This is a genomic window from Caulobacter sp. Root1455, from assembly GCF_001426905.1.
Taxonomy (GTDB): domain Bacteria; phylum Pseudomonadota; class Alphaproteobacteria; order Caulobacterales; family Caulobacteraceae; genus Caulobacter.
The window spans coordinates 21,584-40,085 of the sequence record NZ_LMFQ01000009.1 but is presented as its reverse complement, the minus strand read 5'-3'; the positions used below and the strand labels follow the sequence as shown (position 1 = coordinate 40,085).

Genomic DNA, 18,502 nt, shown 5'->3' with positions numbered 1-18,502 from the left:
CGCGGCGGGCTGCTTTCCGGAGTCCGAAAATGAAGATCCTGACCCTTTCCATCGTCTGCCTGGCCGCCATGGCCGCTTCCAGCGCCGACGCCGCCTCACGCACACCCGGCGCGGCGCTCGACAAGGCCGACGCCGACCACGACGGCTACGTCACCCGCGACGAGTTCAGGGCCTCGCGCGCGGCCCAGTTCCAACGCCTCGACCGCAACGACGACGGCGTGGTGACGCTGTCGGAGTTCCCCCGCCTGGCAAGGTCCAACCGTCCCAAGGCCCAGGCCCTGAAGACCGTGATCACCCACGCCGACCGCGACGGCGACGGGCGGGTGACTCGCGCCGAGTTTGTCGATGGACCGGCCCCATTGTTCGATCGCGCCGACCGCGATCAGGACGGCCGCCTGTCGCGCGACGAGGTCGCCGCCGTCCGCGACCAGCTCGAGAGCCTGAAATGACGTCACGCCGAAGCGCTCTGCTGATCGTCCTGGCGGTCGCGGCTCTGAGCGGGGCCAGCGCGGTCGAGGCCGCCCAGCTGGGACCGGGCGCGCGAGGGCCGCTGCGCCAGCGCCTGCGGGAGAAGAAGGCCGAGGAAGAGCGTCCGATCGACCTGCAGGCCGTCCTGCCCGGCGCGCGCAGGCAGACCGAGGCCTACGGAACCGACGGGCCCCAGCGGCTGGACGTCTACATCCCGCCGGGCGCCCGCGACGCGCCGATCCTGATCATGGTGCACGGAGGGGCCTGGATGATCGGCGACAAGGCCAATACCGGCTCGGTCGAAAACAAGCTCAAGCACTGGCTGACCCAGGGCTGGATCGTGGTCAGCGTGAACTATCGGATGTTGCCCGACGCCATGGCCTACGAGCAGGCCGAAGACGTCGCCAAGGCGGTGCGGTGGGCGCAAGGCCAGGCCGAGAACTGGGGCGGCGATCCGCGGAAGGTCATCCTGATGGGGCACTCGGCCGGCGCGCACCTGGCGGCGCTGGTGTCGTCCCGTCCCGACATGGTCGGTCGGCCGTGGGCGGGGACGGTGGTGCTGGACTCGGCGGCCATGCAGGTCTCGTCGACCATGGCCGGCCGTCACCTCGGCTTCTACGACCGGGCGTTCGGCGCCGATCCCGGGTACTGGGCCAAGGCCTCGCCGATGGACCAGTGGACTCCCAGGGCCGTGCCGATGATGCTGGTCTGCTCGACCGAGCGGCCGGATGATCCATGCGACGACGCGCGGCGGTTCCAGGCCAAGGCCCGGGCGGCCGGACGCGACATGCCCGTCCTGCCCCAGGCCCTGACCCACGCCGACATCAACCGCGCCCTGGGCCTGCCGGGCGCCTATACCGACGCCGTGGACGCCTTCGTCGCGGGGCGGCTGAAGGGGCGGTAGTCGCCAGTTCCTCCCCCCACAGGGGGAGGGCCTATTGCTTCGCCTTCGCCACCTCCACCGCATACACGTGGTTGGCCCCGTGCATGTTGGAGCGGAACACGATCCACTTGCCGTCCGGCGTGAAGTTGATGTTCGGCTCCAGCCGGTAATCGTGGCCCTGCATGTTCACCAGCCGCTCGGTGTCCAGCACGCCCGGCTGGATCAGCGCCTCGGAGCCGGGGGCATGGATGCCGGCGACGTCCGGGATGGTGCGCGGGCGCATCAGGTACAGCCACTTGCCGTCCGGCGCGTGGGCGACCATCTCGCTGTCGCCACCGTCGCCGGCGAACAGCTTGCCGTCCGGCGAGGTGTTGAAGTGCACCGACCAGGCGTTGCGCTCCAGGTGCAGCCAGGTGCGCTTGCCGGTGGCGATCTCGTAGCCGGCCACCCAGAAGTCCTCGCCGCGCGGGGTCTGCAGGTCGTACCAGACGGTCTTGCCGTCGGCGCTGAACCACTCATGCCCGGCGATCTCCATGTTCAGGGTCCGGGTGTGGATCTTGACCGGCGCGGCGCCGGGCCCATTGGCGGGCTTGTCGGTGCGCGTCAGCCACAGGCGGTCGACCTTGTGCCAGGGACCCTCGTGGCAGAACATCAGCAGGTGCGGGTCGGTGGGCGAGAACTGCAGGTGGTTCAGCCAGTCGGTCGCCTGGTGCACCACCTTGCGCTCGCCGGTGGCCGTGTTGATCGTGAAGATCTCCATCGGGATGCGGCTGTCCAGGCGGGCGTTCAACTGCACCTCGCGGCCCTCGGCATAGGAGAGCTCGCGACCGTCCGCGCCCTTCACGTCGTCGGGATTGCGGGGCAGGGCGTCGGCCAGGTTGGGCGGGATCGCCACGTCGGTGCGGTTGGCCACGCCGGCCAGCAGGGTCTCGTCGGCGTTGATCGTCTGTATGCCCACGCCGCGGGGCAGCTTGGCGATCGGGCGGACCGTCCTGGTTTTCGGATCGACCGCCTCGACCACGCCCGAGCCGTCCTCGGCCATGCGCTGGTAGTAGACCTGGCCGGTCTTACGGCCGACGAACAGCAGCCGGACCTTGCCGTCGACCAGCGGCCGCAGGGCGTGGGTCTTCAGGTCCACGCCCGAGACGCCGTCCGGCGTGCTGATGACCAGGGTCGTTCCGTCGGGCGTGTAGCCGTTGAAGTTGAAATAGAGGCTGCCGCTGCCCGGCTTGTCCGACAGGCGGATCACGCGGTGGCCGGTGTCCTTGTCGATCCATTCGCGCGGCGGCTCGACCGCGCCGGGCTTCGGCTGGGTCACCGCGTCCTGGGCGCGGACGGACGGCGCCATCACCATCAGGGCCAGCGCCATCAAGGAGGGGGCCAGGGCGGAGAGGAGGGGAGCTTTCATCGACGGCCTCACTTGGTCCGGATGTCGGGGCGGGGCGGAGCCTTCATGCCTTCGCCCAGGTAGAAGCTGGTGTGCGGCGGCTGGTTGTAGGCGGTGTTCTGCCAGGCGATCGACACCCGATACTGCGGATCGTGCATCAGGCTCACTAATCGTCTCTGCGTGACGTAGGGCGTGGCGTAGATCCGCAGCGAGCGGTTGTCCTCGGCCCGCCAGATCACCTCCTCGCGCCAGTCGCCCAGGATGTCGGCCGACAGGACCGGGGTCGACTTGGTGCCGTTGTTGGAGGTCATGCCCTCGGCCGTCAGCAGGGGCTTGGTCTCGCCGGTCTTCCAGTCCCACTTGCTGATCTGGTTCTTGTCCAGCAGCTCGCGCAGGTCGTCGCCGTCCCACCAGATCGCGAAGTTGGTCTGGCGCGGATGCTTGACCCCTTCGATCGGCTTGCCTTGGGCGGTGTAGAGCAGGTCGCTGTTGGTCCCCCAGGCCTCGGCGCCGGGGAAGCGGGGGTCGATGTCGGCGGCCAGACCCCGGCCGGTGTCCCTGTCGGTCGGCGTGCTCCACAGCACCTTGCCGGTGCGGGCGTCGAGCATGGCCGCGCCGATCCCGCCGTTCTTGCCGGGGCTCTCGTGCACGCCGAACTTCTCGAGGCCCGGATGCGTGGGATCCAGATCGGACACGTGCATGGCGTCGCCGTGGAACAGCTGGGCGCTCCACAGACCCTTGCCGGTGTCGTCCACGATCATCGAGCCGTAGACGATCTCGTCGCGACCATCGCCGTCGACGTCGGCGACACTGAGCTGGTGGTTGCCCTGGCCGCCGAATGTCTCGTTGCCGGGGACGCTGCTGTCGAACAGCCAGCGCTGGGTCAGCTTGCCGCCTCGGAAATCCCAGGCCGCCAAAGTGGTGCGGCCATAGTAGCCGCGGGCGAAGATCAGGCTGGGCCGCTCGCCGTCCAGATAGGCCGTGCCGGCCAGGAAGCGGTCGGACCGATTGGCGTAGCCGTCGCCCCAGATCTGGGTCATCTGCTCGATCGTCGGCGCGTCGGTGCGCGGGTCCCGCGGCGGGCTGTAGGGCGCGCTGGCCAGGGCCTTGCCGGTCAGGCCCTCGAACACGGTCAAGTATTCGGGACCCTTGAGGATGCGGCCCTGCACCCTGGCCACCTTCGTTCCGTCGGGCAGGACCGTGGCGCCGGTCCGGTCGGCCTGGGGCCGCTCGCCGCCCGTCTCGCGCCAGTCGGCGTTGGCGTCGCCCAGCACCTTGCCGGTCCCGTCGACCGTGCCGTCGCCCGTGCGCATGGCCAGCTCGGCCCTGCCGTCGCCGTCCAGGTCATAGACCTGGAACTGGGTGTAGTGCGCGCCGGCCCGGATGTTGCGGCCCAGGTCGATGCGCCACAGGCGTCGGCCGTCCAGCGTATAGGCGTCGATGTAGACGTCGCCTGTATAGCCGCCGAAGGCGTTGTCCTTGGAATTGGTCGGGTCCCACTTGAGGACGATCTCGTAGCGGCCGTCGCCGTCCAGGTCGCCGACGCTGGCGTCGTTGGCGGTGTAGGAATAGGCCTCGCCGCTGGGCGTGACGCCGTCGGCGGGCGGCTGGAGCGGCAGGCTCAGATAGCCGTCGGCCCAGACCTTGGCGGGCTTGCCGGCGGGGGCCTCCTTGCCGCCGATCACGGCGCGGACCGTGTAGGCCGCGGTCGGATCGCCGGTCTTGTCGACGAAGTCCGTGGGGCCGGCCAGGGGCGCGGCGTTCAGCTTTGTCCCGTCACGATAGAGATTGAAGGCGGTCTTGGCCGGATCGTCGCCCAGCAGCCGCCAGCTGACCAGTACGCCGCCGTCGACGGCGGGCACGGCGACCAGGCCGCGGTCGAGGGCTTCCATTTGACGGGGTTTTGGCGCGCAGAGGGCTGATCCGCCCACGGACGACAGCGCCGTCGCGCACAACAGGGCGGCCGTCGCGACCCGGTTCTCACCACGCTTACTCATGCGTCGAATCCCTTGTGTTTCCCCGTTTTGAGCTCGCGATGGCCGTTCTTCGCGGCCTCGGGGTCGGCGTCAGGGCCGCCTCGCGAGCGTTGCAACAACCTTACACCACGGAAACAAAGTTCTGTCTTCCCACAAATTGCGTTGACATCTCAGTATGTGGAACTATTCCTATTGTATGAGAAATGCGCCGTCGTGCGCTGCGAGCCGCCCGTTCAAGGGCCGCCGCAGGGCCGGCAAGGCGCCCGGGGCCTTCGGGAGGCTCTAGGTCATGTAGAGGGAGGGAACCCATGCTTGCATCCACTCGCGGTCGTCGCGCGGCCGTTGCTACAGTGTCCTTGTTGGCCCTGGCCGCCGGCCTAGCCTGCGCCGGCGGCGCCCACGCCCAGAGCACCGCTTCCGGCTCGGCGGTCGAGGACAAGACCACCATCGAGGAAGTGGTCGTCGTCGGCACCCGCGCCAGTCTGCAGTCGGCCATGAACCGCAAGAAGCGGAACGGCACGATCTCCGATTCGATCGTCGCCGAAGACATCGGCCAGTTCCCCGACAAGAACATCGGCGAAGCGCTGGGTCGAGTGACTGGCGTCCAACTGGCCCGCGATTTCGGCGAAGGCAACGCTGTCTCGATCCGCGGCGTCGAACCCGACCTGAACCGCGTCGAGATCAACGGCATGAGCGTGCTGTCGACCGCGGGCAACCTGCAAGTCTACGGCGGCGGCGGCCGATCCAACGACTTCCGCGAACTGGCCGCCGAACTGGTCCAGTCGATCGACGTGTTCAAGGGCTTCACCGCCGACATGACCGAAGGCGGCGTCGGCGGCACGGTCTCGGTGACCACCCGCAAGCCGCTGGACTTCGCCAAGCCCACCATCTCGATGACCGCCTCGGCCCAGAAGCTGGACACGATGAAGGACTGGGCGCCGCGCCTGAACGTCATCGCCGCGGGCAAATTCCTGGACGACCGCCTGGGCCTGATGGCCAACGTCACCTACGACGAAGTGGACACGCGCGGCGACTTCGTCCGCAACACCTCGTGGGGTCGCTTCGCCGACTTCGACAGCTCGGCCGACAAGACCGTCCCGTACTACAATACCGCCTACAACAGCCAGATCAACGACCTGGCTCGCAATGTCACCAGCCAGTCGGCCTGTAGCGCACTGGTGACCCCCGACTCGACCCAGATCTCGTCGTCCAACCTGCGCACCGCCTGCCAGTCGCAATGGTACGACTATGCGCCGCGCACGGCTCGCTATGGCGTTTGGTATCGCAACGACAAGCGGATCTCGTCGGAGTTCACCGCCCAGTACCGGTTCAACGACCGCCTCGACGCCTGGGTCAGCTATAACTACGACGAGCGCAAGCAGACGCTCAACGACATCAACTACGGCACTGACTTCACCTCGGTCAGCCGTCTGCGCAACCTGGTCGGCACGTCATGCTCGGCGACCAACACCACCGCCAGCTCGGTCAAGGTCGACGCCAACCACAACGTCACCGGCTACACCCTGGGCAACTGCCTGGTTACCGCCAGCGCCGGCGGCAACCTGGGCTTCGGCATCAGCGCCCGCGACTTCGCCTACGACAGCAGCAGCGAATACGTCAGCTTTGGCGGCAAGTACCGGGGCGACCGCCTGCAGGTCGAGTTCATGGGCTCCAACGCCAACACTGACACGACCTCGCAGACCAACAACGTCAGCGTCAGCTTCGACACGCCCGGCATGGTCGTGAGCCTCGACGGCAACGGCGAGCCGTCGTTCAAGTTCGCCAGCGGCTACAGCCCGTCGGACGCCTCGGCGATCCGCCAGTGGCAGATCCAGTACCGCCCGTCGCTCGTGAACCAGAAGGAGCAGCAGTACAAGCTCGACTTCGACTACGACACGCACCTGCCGGTGATCCACAGGCTGGAGTTCGGCGGTCGCGCCACCGACTATAAGACCGAAGGCTACGGCTATGGCGGCTTCATCCTGGATGGCGGCGCCAACCCGTACTCGACCACGGACGACACCGTGATCTACAGCAACGCGGTGAACTCGACGGCGACGATCAACAACGCCGCGGGCGCTCCCGATCAGACAAGCCCGGTGCTGGGCACGACCTACACCACCGGCTACTGGGGTTCGTCGGAAGTCTGGTCGCGAGCCTTCTCTAACCAGGTCTTCGCCTCGGGCATGTCGCCCCTGCCGGCCAACTTCTACTTCGGCGGCGGCTCGATGCCGACCAGCTGGATGTACCCGAACTACGATGTGATCTCGCAGAATCTGAACACGTCGCACTTCAACCTGGACAACATGATCCACACCGTCGGCAACGACGGCAAGGCGCACGATCAGATCCCCTACCGGATCCAGGAAGAGACGAACGCCCAGTATATCAAGTTCGATTACGCCATCCCGATCGGGTCGTTCGACCTGGACGGCAACTTCGGCTGGCGGCGCGTCCAGACGAAGGTGAGCGCGGAAGGCGTCTCGACCCGCCAGCAAGCCTATGCGGCCACCAACGGCGGCACGGCGACGACCTACACGCTGTCCAACAGCCTGCGCAGCTACAAGAAGGACTACACGGTCTGGCTGCCCAGCTTCAACGCCGGCCTGTGGTTTGTTCCGAACAAGCTGTCCACGCGCTTCGGCTTCGCCCAGCTGATGGCCCGTCCGCGCCTCGACTTCCTGCTCCCGACCGTGACCTGCACCACCGACGCCGCGCCCGACGCCAACGGCGAGTTCGACGAACCCAGCTGCACGGCCGGCAATCCCGAGCTGAAGCCCTATCGCGCCAACCAGTATGACCTGAGCTTCGAATACTACCCGAACCAGGACACCCAGGTTTCGGTCGGTCTGTTCTACAAGGACATCAAGTCGTTCTACGTCTCGTCCCGCACCCTGCTGGGCAAGCGCGACGTCTACGGCGACGGCGTGATGTACAACTTCAACACCTACATCAACGGCGACGGCGCCAAGATCAAGGGCGTGGAAGTCACCGCCAAGACCGCCTTCACCTTCTTGCCGGGCTGGCTGTCGGGCTTCGGCGTCGATGGCAACTACACCTACCAGAAGGCCACCGAGGTGGGTCTGTACTCGATCCTCGACGGCTCGCCTCTGCCGTTCCCGGGCCTGTCGCCCGACAGCGCCAACGTGACCCTGTGGTACGACAAGGGGCCATTCAACGCGCGCGTGGCCTACAACTACCGCTCCAAGTACCTGATCTCGGCCGCCGACAACTCGGGCCAACCCGTCTATCGCGACGCGACCGGCTATCTGGACGGAAAGATCACGTGGAAGCCGGACCTCTGGAACATCCAGGGCCTGTCCTTCTTCGTCGAAGGCAAGAACCTGACCAAGGAAGAGGAACGCTCGACCGCCGGCGACATCCGCCTGACGGAACTGGGCTACTTCGGACGCCGCTTCTTCGTCGGCGTGACGGCGAAGTTCTAGGACCGGCGCCAGGCGGCGGACGTCCCGGTGTCGAGCCCGGGGCGTCCGTCGCCACGCTCTTCGACTGCACGATCTAGGGATGACTTTCAGGGCCACGCCGGCATGGCGCGGCCCTTTTTCCTGAGGTGAGAAGGCGCTGACCTACCGCGCCAGGGCGTAGATGCGGAACCGTCGCACCCGCAGGTGGCTCAGCGTTGTCCGCAGGCCGAACCAGCCGCGGGTGTAGGGCTCGGCGTCGTTCAGTTCGAACAGCTTGCGCTCGTCGTTCCAGTACTGGATCAGCCCGCCGTCGGCCACCAGCCGCACCGTCTGCCAGCGATTGGGGACCAGCCTCTCGTCGGCGGCCGCGTGGTCGTGCCGGGGCAGCAGCGGCCGCTCGCCGGGACGGCCTACATAGCGACGGAAACGGGTCGAGGTGTTGGCGTTGCCGCCCTGGCCCACATAGTAGGTCTTCAGGGTGTCGTAGTCGGCGAAGGCCCCCGTGCGCGGCGTGGCCAGTGGGCTGCCTCCGCCGGCGTCGCGGGCCATCCAGAAGGCGTTCAGGTCGCTGACCCGATCATGGGGGCCGCCCGCCGAGACCGCCTGGGCCTGGTACTGGATCAATACCGGACCGATCAGTTCGGGGCGGAACCACAGGGTCAGGCCGGCGGGCGTGTCGATGTCGAGCACGCCGCCCCGGACGCCGACCTTGGCCGGCTTTTCGGCTTCGAGCGTCCACTGGTCCAGACCGCGGCGGAAGTCGTCGGCGTGGAGGCGGCGGCCGCGCCGGGGGGGAGCGTCCGGGGCGGCGAGGGCGGGGGCGGCGGCCAGCCAGGCCAGTCCGCCGAGGACCGCGCGGCGCTTCATCGTTCGTCTCCATCCGTTGTCGCCGGGCCGACGCGTCGGGGCGGATCGGCGGCCAGGCCGGACACGGTCTCGCCGACGATCGGCCCCGCCCCCTGCGCCCAGGCCAGGTCCAGGCGCTTGAAGCAACCGCCGCGCACGGCCTGCAGCAGGATGGGCGGACGAGGATCGGGCTTCAGGGTCTCGATGCGCACATTGTCCAGCTTCAGGCCTTCGACGTGCCGGGCCCACAGGCCGTAGGCCGGGGTGGGGCCGAACATGCTGGGCTCCGGATAGGCCTGGGCCATGTCGTCGGGACGCCGGTCGGCCCAGGCCGCGTCGCCGCCGCCCGCATAGACCAGGCAGACGTCGGTCAGCTCGACGTCCTCGATCGGGTCGCCCTCCAGGCCGGCGATCGTGGCGGCGTAGTCCGGTAGGATGTCCCAGGCGGTCAGGCCGCGGACGCTGACCCGCCGGATGGCCCCGCGCGTCGCGCCCTCGGGGCCGCGCCCCCGGTCGCCCAGGCGCAGGAACAGCGGCGCGGTGGTGACCTCGCGCATGACGACATTGGTGATCGAGACGTCCTCGATCACGCCGCCGTCGACGGTCTCCAGGGCCAGGCCCCGCGATCGGGTGAAGACGCAGTCGCTGATGGTGATGTGGCGAAAACCGCCGTTGGACTCGGTGCCCAGCTTGATCCGGCCGGTGACGCGGTCCTGGTCCGGAGCCAGCCGCTGGGTGCGGCCCCGGGTCCCGTCCAGCATCGTGCCCAGGTCGAAGCCGCTGACATGGCAGCGCGTGATCTCGACGCGTTCGGTGGCGCGGGCCTCGCCCAGGGCCAGCGAGCTTTTCAAGACGATGGCGTCGTCGTTGGGCGTGTTGACCCGGCAGTCGGCGATGGTCACGTCGCGGCAGCAATCGATGTCCAGGCCGTCGCGGTTGGTGTCGATCCGCAGGTTGCTGATCGTCAGGTCGTCGCAGCCGGTGGCCAGCACCGCGAAGTGGCCGCCGCGCCAGATCGTGAAGCCGTCCAGGCGCACGCGGCGAGCGTTCTTCAGGGCGACGGCCTTGTTGCCCTGGCCGGCCATGGCCTCCAGGTCAGGAACCAGGATCGCCATTTCCTCGGCCGACAGATTGGCCATGCTGACCGGGAACTCGCCGGCCTGGCGGGTCCAGCGCGAGCCGGGGCCTTCGCGGGTCATGCCGACGCCGTCGATCATGCCGGGGCCGACGATCGCCACGTCCTCGACGTCCTCGCCCCAGATCAGGCTGTTGCGCCAATGGCTGTGGCCGAAGTCCTGGTACAGGTCGAACGGGTTGGGCTCGGCCGGGTCGTAGGCGCCCCAAGGGGCGCTTCTGGGACGCGCGGGGTCGGCGGCCTCCAGCACGCAGTCGTCTTCCAATCGCAGGGTGACGCCGCTCAGCAGCCGGATCGAGAACGACAGCCAGCGTCCCGCCGACAGCACGACCTGGCCGCCGCCGGCCGCGTGGGCGAACGCGATCGCCCCGTTGATCGCATCGGTATTGAGCGTCGCGCCGTCGCCCCGCGCCCCGAACTCTCGGACGTCGAACGACGCGCGGGTCATGCGTAGAGGCCGTGCCGCTTGAAGAAGGCGCTCAGCAGGGCCGGCCAAGGCATGGCGCCGCCGCCGGGGCCGTTCAGCCCGAAGCCGTGACCGCCGGACTCGAAGACGTGCAGTTCGCTGGCGATCTTCTGGGCTCTCAGGGCCTGGAACATCATCAGGCTGTTCTCCATCGGCACGACCTTGTCGTCGGCCGCGGCGGCGATGAAGGTCGGCGGGGCGTCGGTGGGGATGTCGTGCTCGGCCGACACCGCCAGGCGCTGGGCCTCGGTGGGACTGGTCCCCAGCAGGGACTTCAGCGAGCTGCCGTGGGCGTGGGGCGCGGTCATGGTGACCACGGGATAGAACAGGCCCGCCGCCATCGGCCGGGCCGACAACTGGTCGGCCGCGTCGATCGGGGCGTAGGTCTGTGTCGCGAACCGCGTCGCCAGCCGCGCGGCGACGTGGCCGCCGGCCGAGAAGCCGGTCACGGCGATCCGCTCGGGATCCAGGCCCCACTTGCCCGCATTGGCGCGGATCAGGCGGATGGCGCGCTGGGCGTCCTGCAGCGGCACGTCCGGACCCGCCGCCCAGCCGTCGGCCGGCAGGCGGTAGTCCATGACGAAGGCGGTCACGCCCTGATCGGCGATCCAGGCGTCGATCGAGCCGCCGGCCTTGCTGACCGCCACGCGGATATAGCCGCCGCCGGGGATCATCAGGATCGCCGCGCCGTTCGGCTTGGCCGGCCGGCGCATCATCAGCCAGGGCTTGGTGACGTTCAGGAAGGCGGTGTCGTTGGGATCGCCGCCGGGCTTGCGCAGGATCACCTGCTCGGCGACCGTGACCTTCTCGCCGCCGGGCGGCTTGCCGGGCCAGAGGTCCATGACCTCGATGGTCGAGGGCGCGGACGTCTGGGCGCGGGCCAGGCCCGGCGCGGCCAGGGCCAGGGCGCCCAGGCCCAGTAGGGCGCGGCGGTCGAGAGCGGGATCAGTTGCCACGGGGAGCCTCGGTGCTGTGGGCGACGCTGGGGGCCAGGACGAACGTATCGGGCGAGGGAGGCCTGGCCGGATCAAACGGCGGCAGGCCGTCGAGCAGATGCGCCGCCAGGTCCGGGACCTCCGCGCGGATGCCGGTCACCACGCACTCGGCCAGCACATAGGCGCCGTAGTTGTTGTGATGCGTGGCGTCCTTGCCGCCATCGCCGAACGCCTTCCAGGCGTCGGCGGGACCCAGGGCCTCGTAGAAGGCCGCGCTCATCGTCAGCAGGTCGATCACCGGCGCGCCGGTTTCGCGGCCCACGGCGCGCACGGCCTCGGGATAGTCGCCGTGGGTGTTCACGATCCTGCCGGCCGCGTCGAACTTGCGCCGGTGCATCGAGGTCACCAGCACCGGTTTGGCCCCGCGTCGCCGCGCCTCGCCGATATAGGCCTTCAGATAGTCGCGATAGGTGGTGGCGGCCTCGGCGTAGGTCTGGGGCCAGTTGGCCTTCTGGTCGTTGTGCCCGAACTGGATCAGCAGCCAGTCGCCCGGCTTGATGCGGCTGAGCAGCTTGTCCAGCCGGTGCTCGAACAGGAACGACTTCAGGGTCTCGCCGGACTCCGCGTGGTTGGCCACCGACACGTCGGGCTTGAAGAACCGGGGCAGCATCTGGCCCCAGCTGGCGCCGGGTTCGAAGCGCTGGTCGGTCACGGTGGAATCGCCGGCCAGATACACCACCGGCACGGTCACGGGCTCGACCCGCAGGCGGCGCACGGCGGGCGCCGGTCCGCAGAACTCCAGGGTCAGTTTGTCGTCCCAGTCGTACGAGCCTTCCTCGCGCGGATTGAGCAGCACCCGCACGCCGCCGGGGGCGTTGGGCGGCGGGGCGGCCAGGGCGGCGGTGCGGACATTGACGACGCATTCGACGGTCGCGGTCTTGCCGGCCTTGGCGACGATCCGTTCGGCCATCAGCCGGCGGGACTCGGCCTTGACCGTGGTGTCGGACGCCGCCTTGCCGCCCAGCTCCAGCGTCACCCGATAGTCGCCCTCGGGCACGGCGATCGAGAACAGGAACGGGCCGCCGACAACAGAGGAGGCCGGGGAGGGCTCGAAACCGTGGCCGACGGCCGGGTCGTAGACAGCGTCGCGCGCCACGCGGACATGTCCCGGAGCCGCCTTGTCGTCGCCGAAGTCGAAGGCCCAGGTCTGCATCGGTTTCACCGGCTCCGCCGCCCAGCTGGTCGCCCAACCCGAAGCCGGCGCGACGGCGAGGGCGGCCAGAACGGCGCGTCTAGGCAACATCAAGGCGCCTCCCTCTGCGATCCGCGTCGCGCTGCGTTGATCCCAGAAATATCGGCCGTGCCGCGTCAGGGCAACGAATTTCACATTTCGAGATTAAGTCCCGCAAAATGAAACTCAAGGCTTGACGATGGGCAGGGTGAGCGTGGCGGGCTTCAGGCCCGGGGCGTGGCGACGGCGTCGGCAAGGTGGGGCCGGCAAGATCGACTGGCCGCGGCCGTTGTCCGCCCCCCACGCGGCCGGGGTGCGCGATTTCCTCGTCGAGCAGGAGCCGACCTTCGCCCATTCACGGCTGGACTCGGTCGGGATCAGTTTCGGCTATCTGTCGAAGCCGCGGGCCTGAAACGCGGGTTCGCCGGCTCCGCGCGCGCCGGAGCAAAACCGATATCGATGTCCGGGAAATGGTCGGGGCCCAAACCGAAAGGTTTGGGCCCCGATGGTGCCACGACAGGGACTCGAACCCTGGACCTCAGCCTTACCAAGGATGCGCTCTACCACTGAGCTACCGCGGCGAAGAGGAGGGGGCGTATAGCGAACCAAACGCGGTTGGCAAAGACAAAATCGTCTTGACCGATCGTCGCAGCGCTTTCACCTGTGGAAGGATGAGCCAGAACCCCAAGCTCCATAACGAAAAAGCCGAGCGCGAAGCGCGGCTGGCCCAGGCGCTGCGCACCAATCTTCGCCGCCGGAAGGCCGCGCCCGCTGGATCGGACAAGGGGGCGGCCAAACCGGAACCGTCCCGTTCGGACGACGAGACGCCCTCCGACTAGGGAGGAACCTTGAGGAATCGGTGCAGGCCCTTGCGCGGGCTATTGCAACCAGTAGAACCGCCCTTTCACATGTGACCGCGCGGCGACATCCCCCCGAAGGCCGCGCGACGAGGGACTTTCATTGGATCGTATCGCCATCACCGGCGGCGCGCAGCTGAACGGGATCATCCCGGTGAGCGGCGCCAAGAACTCGGCCATCAAGCTGATGGCGGCCAGCCTGCTGACCGACCAGCCGCTGCGTCTGACCAACATGCCGCGCCTGGCCGACACCAAGTTCCTCGGCAAGCTGCTGACCCGCCTCGGCGCGAACGTCGACGAGTGCGAAGGGCCGGACGGTTCGGAAACCATCCTGCACGCGGCCGAGATCACCAGCGGCTTCGCGCCCTATGACCTGGTCCGCCAGATGCGCGCCTCGTTCAACGTGCTGGGCCCGCTGATCGCCCGCACCGGCCAGGCCAAGGTCAGCCTGCCCGGCGGCTGCACCATCGGCGCGCGCCCCGTGGACCTGCACCTGCAGGCCCTGGAGGCCCTGGGCGCCAAGATCGATCTGCACGAAGGCTACGTTTACGCCCAGGCCCCGCGCGGCCTGAAGGGCGCCGAGATCGCGTTCCCGTTCGTCTCGGTGGGCGCCACCGAGCACGCCATGCTGGCGGCCGTGCTGGCCGACGGCGTCACGGTGATCAAGAACGCCGCCTGCGAGCCCGAGCTGCTGGACCTGCAAATCTGCCTGAACGCCATGGGCGCCAAGGTGGAAGGGGCGGGGACCCCGACCATCACCATCACCGGCGTGGCCAAGCTGCACGGCGCGACCCACTCGGTGATCCCCGATCGGATCGAGATGGGCACCTACGCCGTGGCCGCCGCCATGGCCGGCGGCGAGGTCCAGCTGACCCGCGCCCGACCCGAACTGATCGACAGCCTGCTGGTCAAGCTGGAGGAAGCCGGCGCCGGCGTGATCCGCACCGAGGACGGGGTGATCATCAAGCGCAACGGCCACCGCCTGGAGGCCGTCAATGTCGAGACGCAGCCCTATCCGGGCTTCGCCACCGACCTGCAGGCCCAGTTCATGGCCCTGATGACCACGGCCAAGGGCGAGAGCCACATCCGCGAGACCATCTTCGAGAACCGCTTCATGCACGCCCCCGAGCTGATGCGCCTGGGCGCCGACATCTCGGTGTCGGGCGGCGAGGCCGTGGTGCGCGGCGTCGCCCAGCTGGAAGGCGCCGAGGTCATGGCCACCGACCTGCGCGCCTCGGTCAGCCTGGTGATCGCCGGCCTGGTGGCGCGCGGCGAGACCACGGTCAGCCGCATCTACCACCTGGACCGCGGCTTCGAGCGGCTGGAGGAAAAGCTGGGCGCTTGCGGAGCCCAGGTGCGCCGGATCAAGGGCGAAGCCGAAAGCGACCTCGACCATGGCTGAGCTCGCGCCGCTGAAGCTGCTGGCCCAGGACGCCGAGGACCTGGCGGTGATCTCGGCCGCCCTGCAGGACGCCGTGGCCAAGATCGGCGACATTCGCTGGGACGCCTCGGCGCGCACCCTGACCCTGGCCTGCAACCGCTTCCGCTGGGAAGCCGCGGGCAAGAAGAAGGGTGAGCGCATCCGCTCGGCCCTGCAGCTGGGCGACGTCACCGGCGTCCAGGCCCGCAAGCTGCGCCGCGACGCCAAGGGCGCGGTGGTGGAGCTGCTGTCGGTGGCCTTCGAGCCGGGCGAGGCCCCGGGCGGCGCCGTGCTGCTGACCTTCGCGGGCGGCGGCGACCTGAAGGTCAGCGTCGACTGCCTGGACGTGATCCTGGCCGACCTGTCGCAAGCCTGGTCGACCTCGCGCCGGCCCGGGCACGCGGACTAGACGGAGGACGCCGAGCGGCGATCCAAGGCCTCAAGTCAGGCAAAGGTTGGCGGATGTGAAGCTCGCCCGCCCCCGTGCTTCCTTCGCTCTGCGTCGACGTCCCTTCTCGCCCCGGCCTGATGCTGAGGCGCGAAATCTTCGCCAACATTCGTCTACGGCGGCGCGCGATGGTCCCCCGGATCACGATTGGATCCGCGACGTGGGTCAAGTCCAGTTTGGCCGCGAGTAGACATTCGCGGAATTTCGCGAGAGCATCGGCCCCAAGCTTGACTGGGTGGGCGGACGCGTCGCCAGCCTGAACGATTTGAGCGGCGTGTGTCGGGGGGCTGATGCTCAGGAATATTGCGATGGCCGTCGCCGCTTGGGCGGCGGTGGCGACCTCAGCCGTCGCGGCGTCGGAATGGCGACCGGACATCACCTTCAACTACGGTGAACCGCAACTGGCCGCTTCGCAGGGTTCGACGCCCGGCGCCTTCTATCTCGACAGCGCCTTCCAGGACGCGGGCGGGCGCGTGGAACGTCTCGGCTACGATCCCAAGACCCTTGCCGGGGTCTATTTGGGATGGCCGGCGACCACGCTGGTGAATGACCATTCCTATCTGGCCAGTCCGCAGCGCTACTTCATTCAGGTGTCGACCGAAGGCCAGGCGCTGGAGGGCCACGCGGTCCTGACCTTCTTCCGGTTGGCCGGAGACAAGGTCGTCATCGACGGCGCCTTCGGGTTGTACAGCGTCGCCGGCCAGGACGATTTCACGCCGTCATTCCTGCTCTATCGCGGCGAACCGTTCGCCGACGAATGCTACGCCGAGCGGACGCGGGACCGGGACGACGAGAGCGACGACGACAGTCCGACGCCCGCGCGGGTGTTTTCCGAAGCCAACGGTCTATCCGAGCCCAGATGGACCCGCGGCTGCTATCGCGCGCCTTCGGCCGCGGCCCAGGCGGCCCTGCGCGCTCATCTCACGGGCTATTTCGGTCCGCTCCCGCACGCGCTCGCCGGACGTCTTTTGACCGACCCCGGCGACGCGACCTTTCTGAGCGTCGACGCCGACGACTATGCGATCAAGCTGGCGGGCATGCGAAAGCGCATGCCCGAGGCTCCCAAGGTCGTGGATCCTGGATATGTGCGGGGCGAGTTCCAGACGCATTGGCGAGCGGCCGCCAACCTGGTGTGCATGAACCTCTACCCGCTCGATTGCCGGGGCGTCGCGCCGGGAGCCGCGCTTTGGCCGCAGGCTCATCTGGGCGCCTTTTTGCGAGAGCACCGCCGCGCGGTGGATCTGGGCGGTCCCAGCCTGGTGCGGTTCGAGGCCGATGACACGCCGAGGGCGCTGCGCATTATTGGGCCCGCGGCGAACCAGACGGGCGCGCCGGGCGACGATCTGGTCTGCCCGGCCAGCTGGCGTCCGTTCTCCTGGGGCCCCGCGGGCTCCCAGATGCGCTATTCGGCGTTTCGAGGCCGGCTGACGGACGGCTACCCGGAAGGCCAAGGGACCTTGTTCCTGCTGCCCGCCGACTGTGAGGTTCTGCGGCAGGCGCCCGAAGGCGAGGCGCGGCTGGAAACCTCCTTCGTCCGCGGCGTGCCGAATGGACAGTTCACGCTCTACAACGCGATCGGAAAGCTCGTGCTGGCCGGCGCGATGAAGGACGGCCTGCTGGACGGCGAGGTTCACCGCTATGGCGACTTCGGCACGGAGATCTCGACGGTCCAGTACCGATCCGGCCGCCTCGCCGACGGCGACTTCACCTTCTATGACCTCGACTACCTCGCCAGCGTCCTGGCCCCGCCCCCGGCGCGCCAGTTCTTCCGCGGCAAGGTCAGCGGCGAGGAGCTGAGCGGCGCCTGGAGCGATCTGGTCATCACCCTTGGCGCGGAAGGCCAAAGGGTGGGGCTCTACAAGGGGCGTCAAACCGTAGAGCTCTCCGACGGAGAGACGATCTCGGGGCCGGTCTTTCCCGACTACGACCGCCTGCGCTACCGCTTCACGGGCCAAGGGGAATACGACTGGCCCAGCGGCGCGCGGCTGGTCGGCGATTTCGACCCCAAAGGCGAGGAAGGCATTCGAGGCCGGGCCCGATACTACGACCCGCGGCGTGGCCGCTGGTACAACACCACCGTCGACGCCAACGGGCGCTTCACCTGGACGGTCGTGAAGCGGGTGCGCAGACCCTGGTACGAAAACGTCGCCCCCGAACTGAAGCGCTGGGTCGACACCGTCGTGGACCAGGTCGATCGTGGGGGACACGGCTTCGAGCATTTCATGTGCCGCCTGACGGGGACCGAGGAGGGCCGCAACTGTTCGGTGTCGGCCGGCGTGCAGGTCGGGACGGATGGCCCGGTGCTGACCGACGGCTTGGGCACGCCCTCGGCGCTGCCCTTGCGCGAGGATCCCGACTGGGCGGCCCGCCTGGACTGGGCTCACGCGACGGAGCTGCAAGACGTCGAACACGGAGACGACTCCCTGTCGCCCTTCTTCGCGGACGTGCGGGAGTTGCGCGTGGGGCGGACGCCGGCGGACCTGACCGGCACGGTCTGGTCGCCTCTGATCTACATGGGAACCCCGACGGTGAGCGGCGAGGAGCGTAGCGACTCGCACGGCCAGGGACATTTTCTCTCGCCGCGGCGCAATGACGACGGCTCGCGCCGGGTTCACCTGGGACGGGATTACCTGGCGGCGCCGGGCGACCCCATCCTCGCGCCCATGGACGGGATCGTCACGGTCGCCCGCTACGATCCAGCCAACATCTATCGATGCTTCATCCAGATCACGAACCCGCAGGGGCGCGCGGTGGAGATATCCTATGTCGCGCCTCTGGGGCGCGCCGGAGCGGGGCCGGCGAGCATCAAGGCCGGCACGTACGTCACCCGGGGCACCATGGTGGGACACGCGGTCGACATCTCGCCGGTCTACGGACCCCACGTGGGCAACCATGTCCATGTGCAGTACTTCGTGCCCAAGCCCGGGGCCGCGGCCGGCGTCGGATGGTGGGTGTCCTACGACGGCGAAACCTGGGTGTCGAAGCAGCCGAGACCTTGACCGGCCGCCCCTCCGAGCGAAGCCGA

At 68.6% G+C, this 18,502-nt stretch carries 14 protein-coding genes and 1 tRNA gene; 8 read left to right on the top strand and 7 right to left on the bottom strand.

Features of this window, described 5'->3' with window-relative positions; translation table 11 throughout:
• Positions 1-29 precede the first annotated feature (29 nt).
• Entirely contained in the window at positions 30-449 is a 420-nt protein-coding gene (locus ASD21_RS06525; RefSeq protein WP_056438431.1) for an EF-hand domain-containing protein, read from the top strand.
• On the top strand, positions 446-1,372 hold the full coding sequence (locus ASD21_RS06520; RefSeq protein ID WP_056438429.1) for an alpha/beta hydrolase: 927 nt from the start codon (positions 446-448) through the stop codon (positions 1,370-1,372). Before ASD21_RS06525 ends, ASD21_RS06520 begins: the two co-directional genes overlap by 4 nt.
• 31 nt (positions 1,373-1,403) lie before the next feature.
• Here the strand turns inward: ASD21_RS06520 and ASD21_RS06515 are convergent, their stop codons facing one another.
• Positions 1,404-2,759, bottom strand: a complete 1,356-nt coding sequence (locus ASD21_RS06515) for an oligogalacturonate lyase family protein (RefSeq protein ID WP_056438424.1) — start codon at positions 2,757-2,759, stop codon at positions 1,404-1,406.
• An 8-nt stretch (positions 2,760-2,767) separates the two neighbouring features.
• The gene (locus ASD21_RS06510; protein WP_327019753.1) at positions 2,768-4,735 is read right to left on the bottom strand and encodes a rhamnogalacturonan lyase; all 1,968 of its coding nucleotides are present in this window, start codon (positions 4,733-4,735) and stop codon (positions 2,768-2,770) included.
• A gap of 287 nt (positions 4,736-5,022) precedes the next feature.
• Between ASD21_RS06510 and ASD21_RS06505 the strand changes: the two genes are divergently transcribed.
• Complete coding sequence (locus ASD21_RS06505) at positions 5,023-8,160, top strand: TonB-dependent receptor (protein ID WP_056438418.1); 3,138 nt, start codon at positions 5,023-5,025, stop codon at positions 8,158-8,160.
• Positions 8,161-8,301: 141 nt separating this feature from the next.
• On the opposite strand, the gene ASD21_RS06500 is transcribed toward ASD21_RS06505, so the two are convergent.
• Genes ASD21_RS06500 through ASD21_RS06485 form a run of 4 tightly spaced genes read right to left on the bottom strand, consistent with a single transcriptional unit; the run spans position 8,302 to position 12,824 of the window.
• A complete protein-coding gene (locus ASD21_RS06500; RefSeq protein ID WP_056438416.1) occupies positions 8,302-9,006 on the bottom strand; it encodes a DUF6250 domain-containing protein in 705 nt (234 codons plus the stop codon).
• Complete coding sequence (locus ASD21_RS06495; RefSeq protein ID WP_156390610.1) at positions 9,003-10,568, bottom strand: rhamnogalacturonidase; 1,566 nt, start codon at positions 10,566-10,568, stop codon at positions 9,003-9,005. The genes ASD21_RS06500 and ASD21_RS06495 overlap by 4 nt, the downstream gene beginning before the upstream one ends.
• A complete protein-coding gene (locus ASD21_RS06490) occupies positions 10,565-11,542 on the bottom strand; it encodes an alpha/beta hydrolase (protein WP_056438413.1) in 978 nt (325 codons plus the stop codon). Before ASD21_RS06490 ends, ASD21_RS06495 begins: the two co-directional genes overlap by 4 nt.
• Complete coding sequence (locus tag ASD21_RS06485; RefSeq protein WP_056438409.1) at positions 11,532-12,824, bottom strand: rhamnogalacturonan acetylesterase; 1,293 nt, start codon at positions 12,822-12,824, stop codon at positions 11,532-11,534. Before ASD21_RS06485 ends, ASD21_RS06490 begins: the two co-directional genes overlap by 11 nt.
• 217 nt (positions 12,825-13,041) lie before the next feature.
• On the opposite strand from ASD21_RS06485, the gene ASD21_RS25020 reads away from it, so the two are divergent.
• Positions 13,042-13,164 (top strand): hypothetical protein, encoded by a 123-nt coding sequence (locus ASD21_RS25020; protein WP_268761071.1) that lies wholly within the window; start codon positions 13,042-13,044, stop codon positions 13,162-13,164.
• A gap of 94 nt (positions 13,165-13,258) precedes the next feature.
• Here ASD21_RS25020 and ASD21_RS06480 read toward each other — a convergent pair.
• A tRNA-Thr gene (locus tag ASD21_RS06480) sits at positions 13,259-13,333 on the bottom strand.
• Positions 13,334-13,423: 90 nt separating this feature from the next.
• Here ASD21_RS06480 and ASD21_RS23840 point away from each other — a divergent pair.
• The 4 genes from ASD21_RS23840 to ASD21_RS06465 all read left to right on the top strand — a co-directional run bounded on the left by ASD21_RS23840 (position 13,424) and on the right by ASD21_RS06465 (position 18,476).
• Positions 13,424-13,591, top strand: a complete 168-nt coding sequence (locus ASD21_RS23840) for a hypothetical protein (protein WP_156390609.1) — start codon at positions 13,424-13,426, stop codon at positions 13,589-13,591.
• Between the two features lie 121 nt (positions 13,592-13,712).
• Positions 13,713-15,011: a UDP-N-acetylglucosamine 1-carboxyvinyltransferase gene (murA, locus tag ASD21_RS06475; RefSeq protein ID WP_056438406.1), complete on the top strand. Its 1,299-nt coding sequence runs from the start codon at positions 13,713-13,715 to the stop codon at positions 15,009-15,011.
• On the top strand, positions 15,004-15,438 hold the full coding sequence (locus tag ASD21_RS06470; protein WP_056438403.1) for a DUF2948 family protein: 435 nt from the start codon (positions 15,004-15,006) through the stop codon (positions 15,436-15,438). Before murA ends, ASD21_RS06470 begins: the two co-directional genes overlap by 8 nt.
• Positions 15,439-15,785: 347 nt before the next feature.
• Entirely contained in the window at positions 15,786-18,476 is a 2,691-nt protein-coding gene (locus ASD21_RS06465) for a peptidoglycan DD-metalloendopeptidase family protein (protein WP_056438401.1), read from the top strand.
• The last annotated feature ends 26 nt before the right edge of the window (positions 18,477-18,502 follow it).

Coding starts and splice junctions, on each gene's coding strand:
- ASD21_RS06525 (WP_056438431.1), top strand. CDS start 30: ATGAAGATCCTGACCCTTTCCATCGTCTGCCTGGCCGCCATGGCCGCT.
- ASD21_RS06520 (WP_056438429.1), top strand. CDS start 446: ATGACGTCACGCCGAAGCGCTCTGCTGATCGTCCTGGCGGTCGCGGCT.
- ASD21_RS06515 (WP_056438424.1), bottom strand. CDS start 2,759: ATGAAAGCTCCCCTCCTCTCCGCCCTGGCCCCCTCCTTGATGGCGCTG.
- ASD21_RS06510 (WP_327019753.1), bottom strand. CDS start 4,735: ATGAGTAAGCGTGGTGAGAACCGGGTCGCGACGGCCGCCCTGTTGTGC.
- ASD21_RS06505 (WP_056438418.1), top strand. CDS start 5,023: ATGCTTGCATCCACTCGCGGTCGTCGCGCGGCCGTTGCTACAGTGTCC.
- ASD21_RS06500 (WP_056438416.1), bottom strand. CDS start 9,006: ATGAAGCGCCGCGCGGTCCTCGGCGGACTGGCCTGGCTGGCCGCCGCC.
- ASD21_RS06495 (WP_156390610.1), bottom strand. CDS start 10,568: ATGACCCGCGCGTCGTTCGACGTCCGAGAGTTCGGGGCGCGGGGCGAC.
- ASD21_RS06485 (WP_056438409.1), bottom strand. CDS start 12,824: ATGTTGCCTAGACGCGCCGTTCTGGCCGCCCTCGCCGTCGCGCCGGCT.
- ASD21_RS23840 (WP_156390609.1), top strand. CDS start 13,424: ATGAGCCAGAACCCCAAGCTCCATAACGAAAAAGCCGAGCGCGAAGCG.
- ASD21_RS06470 (WP_056438403.1), top strand. CDS start 15,004: ATGGCTGAGCTCGCGCCGCTGAAGCTGCTGGCCCAGGACGCCGAGGAC.
- ASD21_RS06465 (WP_056438401.1), top strand. CDS start 15,786: ATGGCCGTCGCCGCTTGGGCGGCGGTGGCGACCTCAGCCGTCGCGGCG.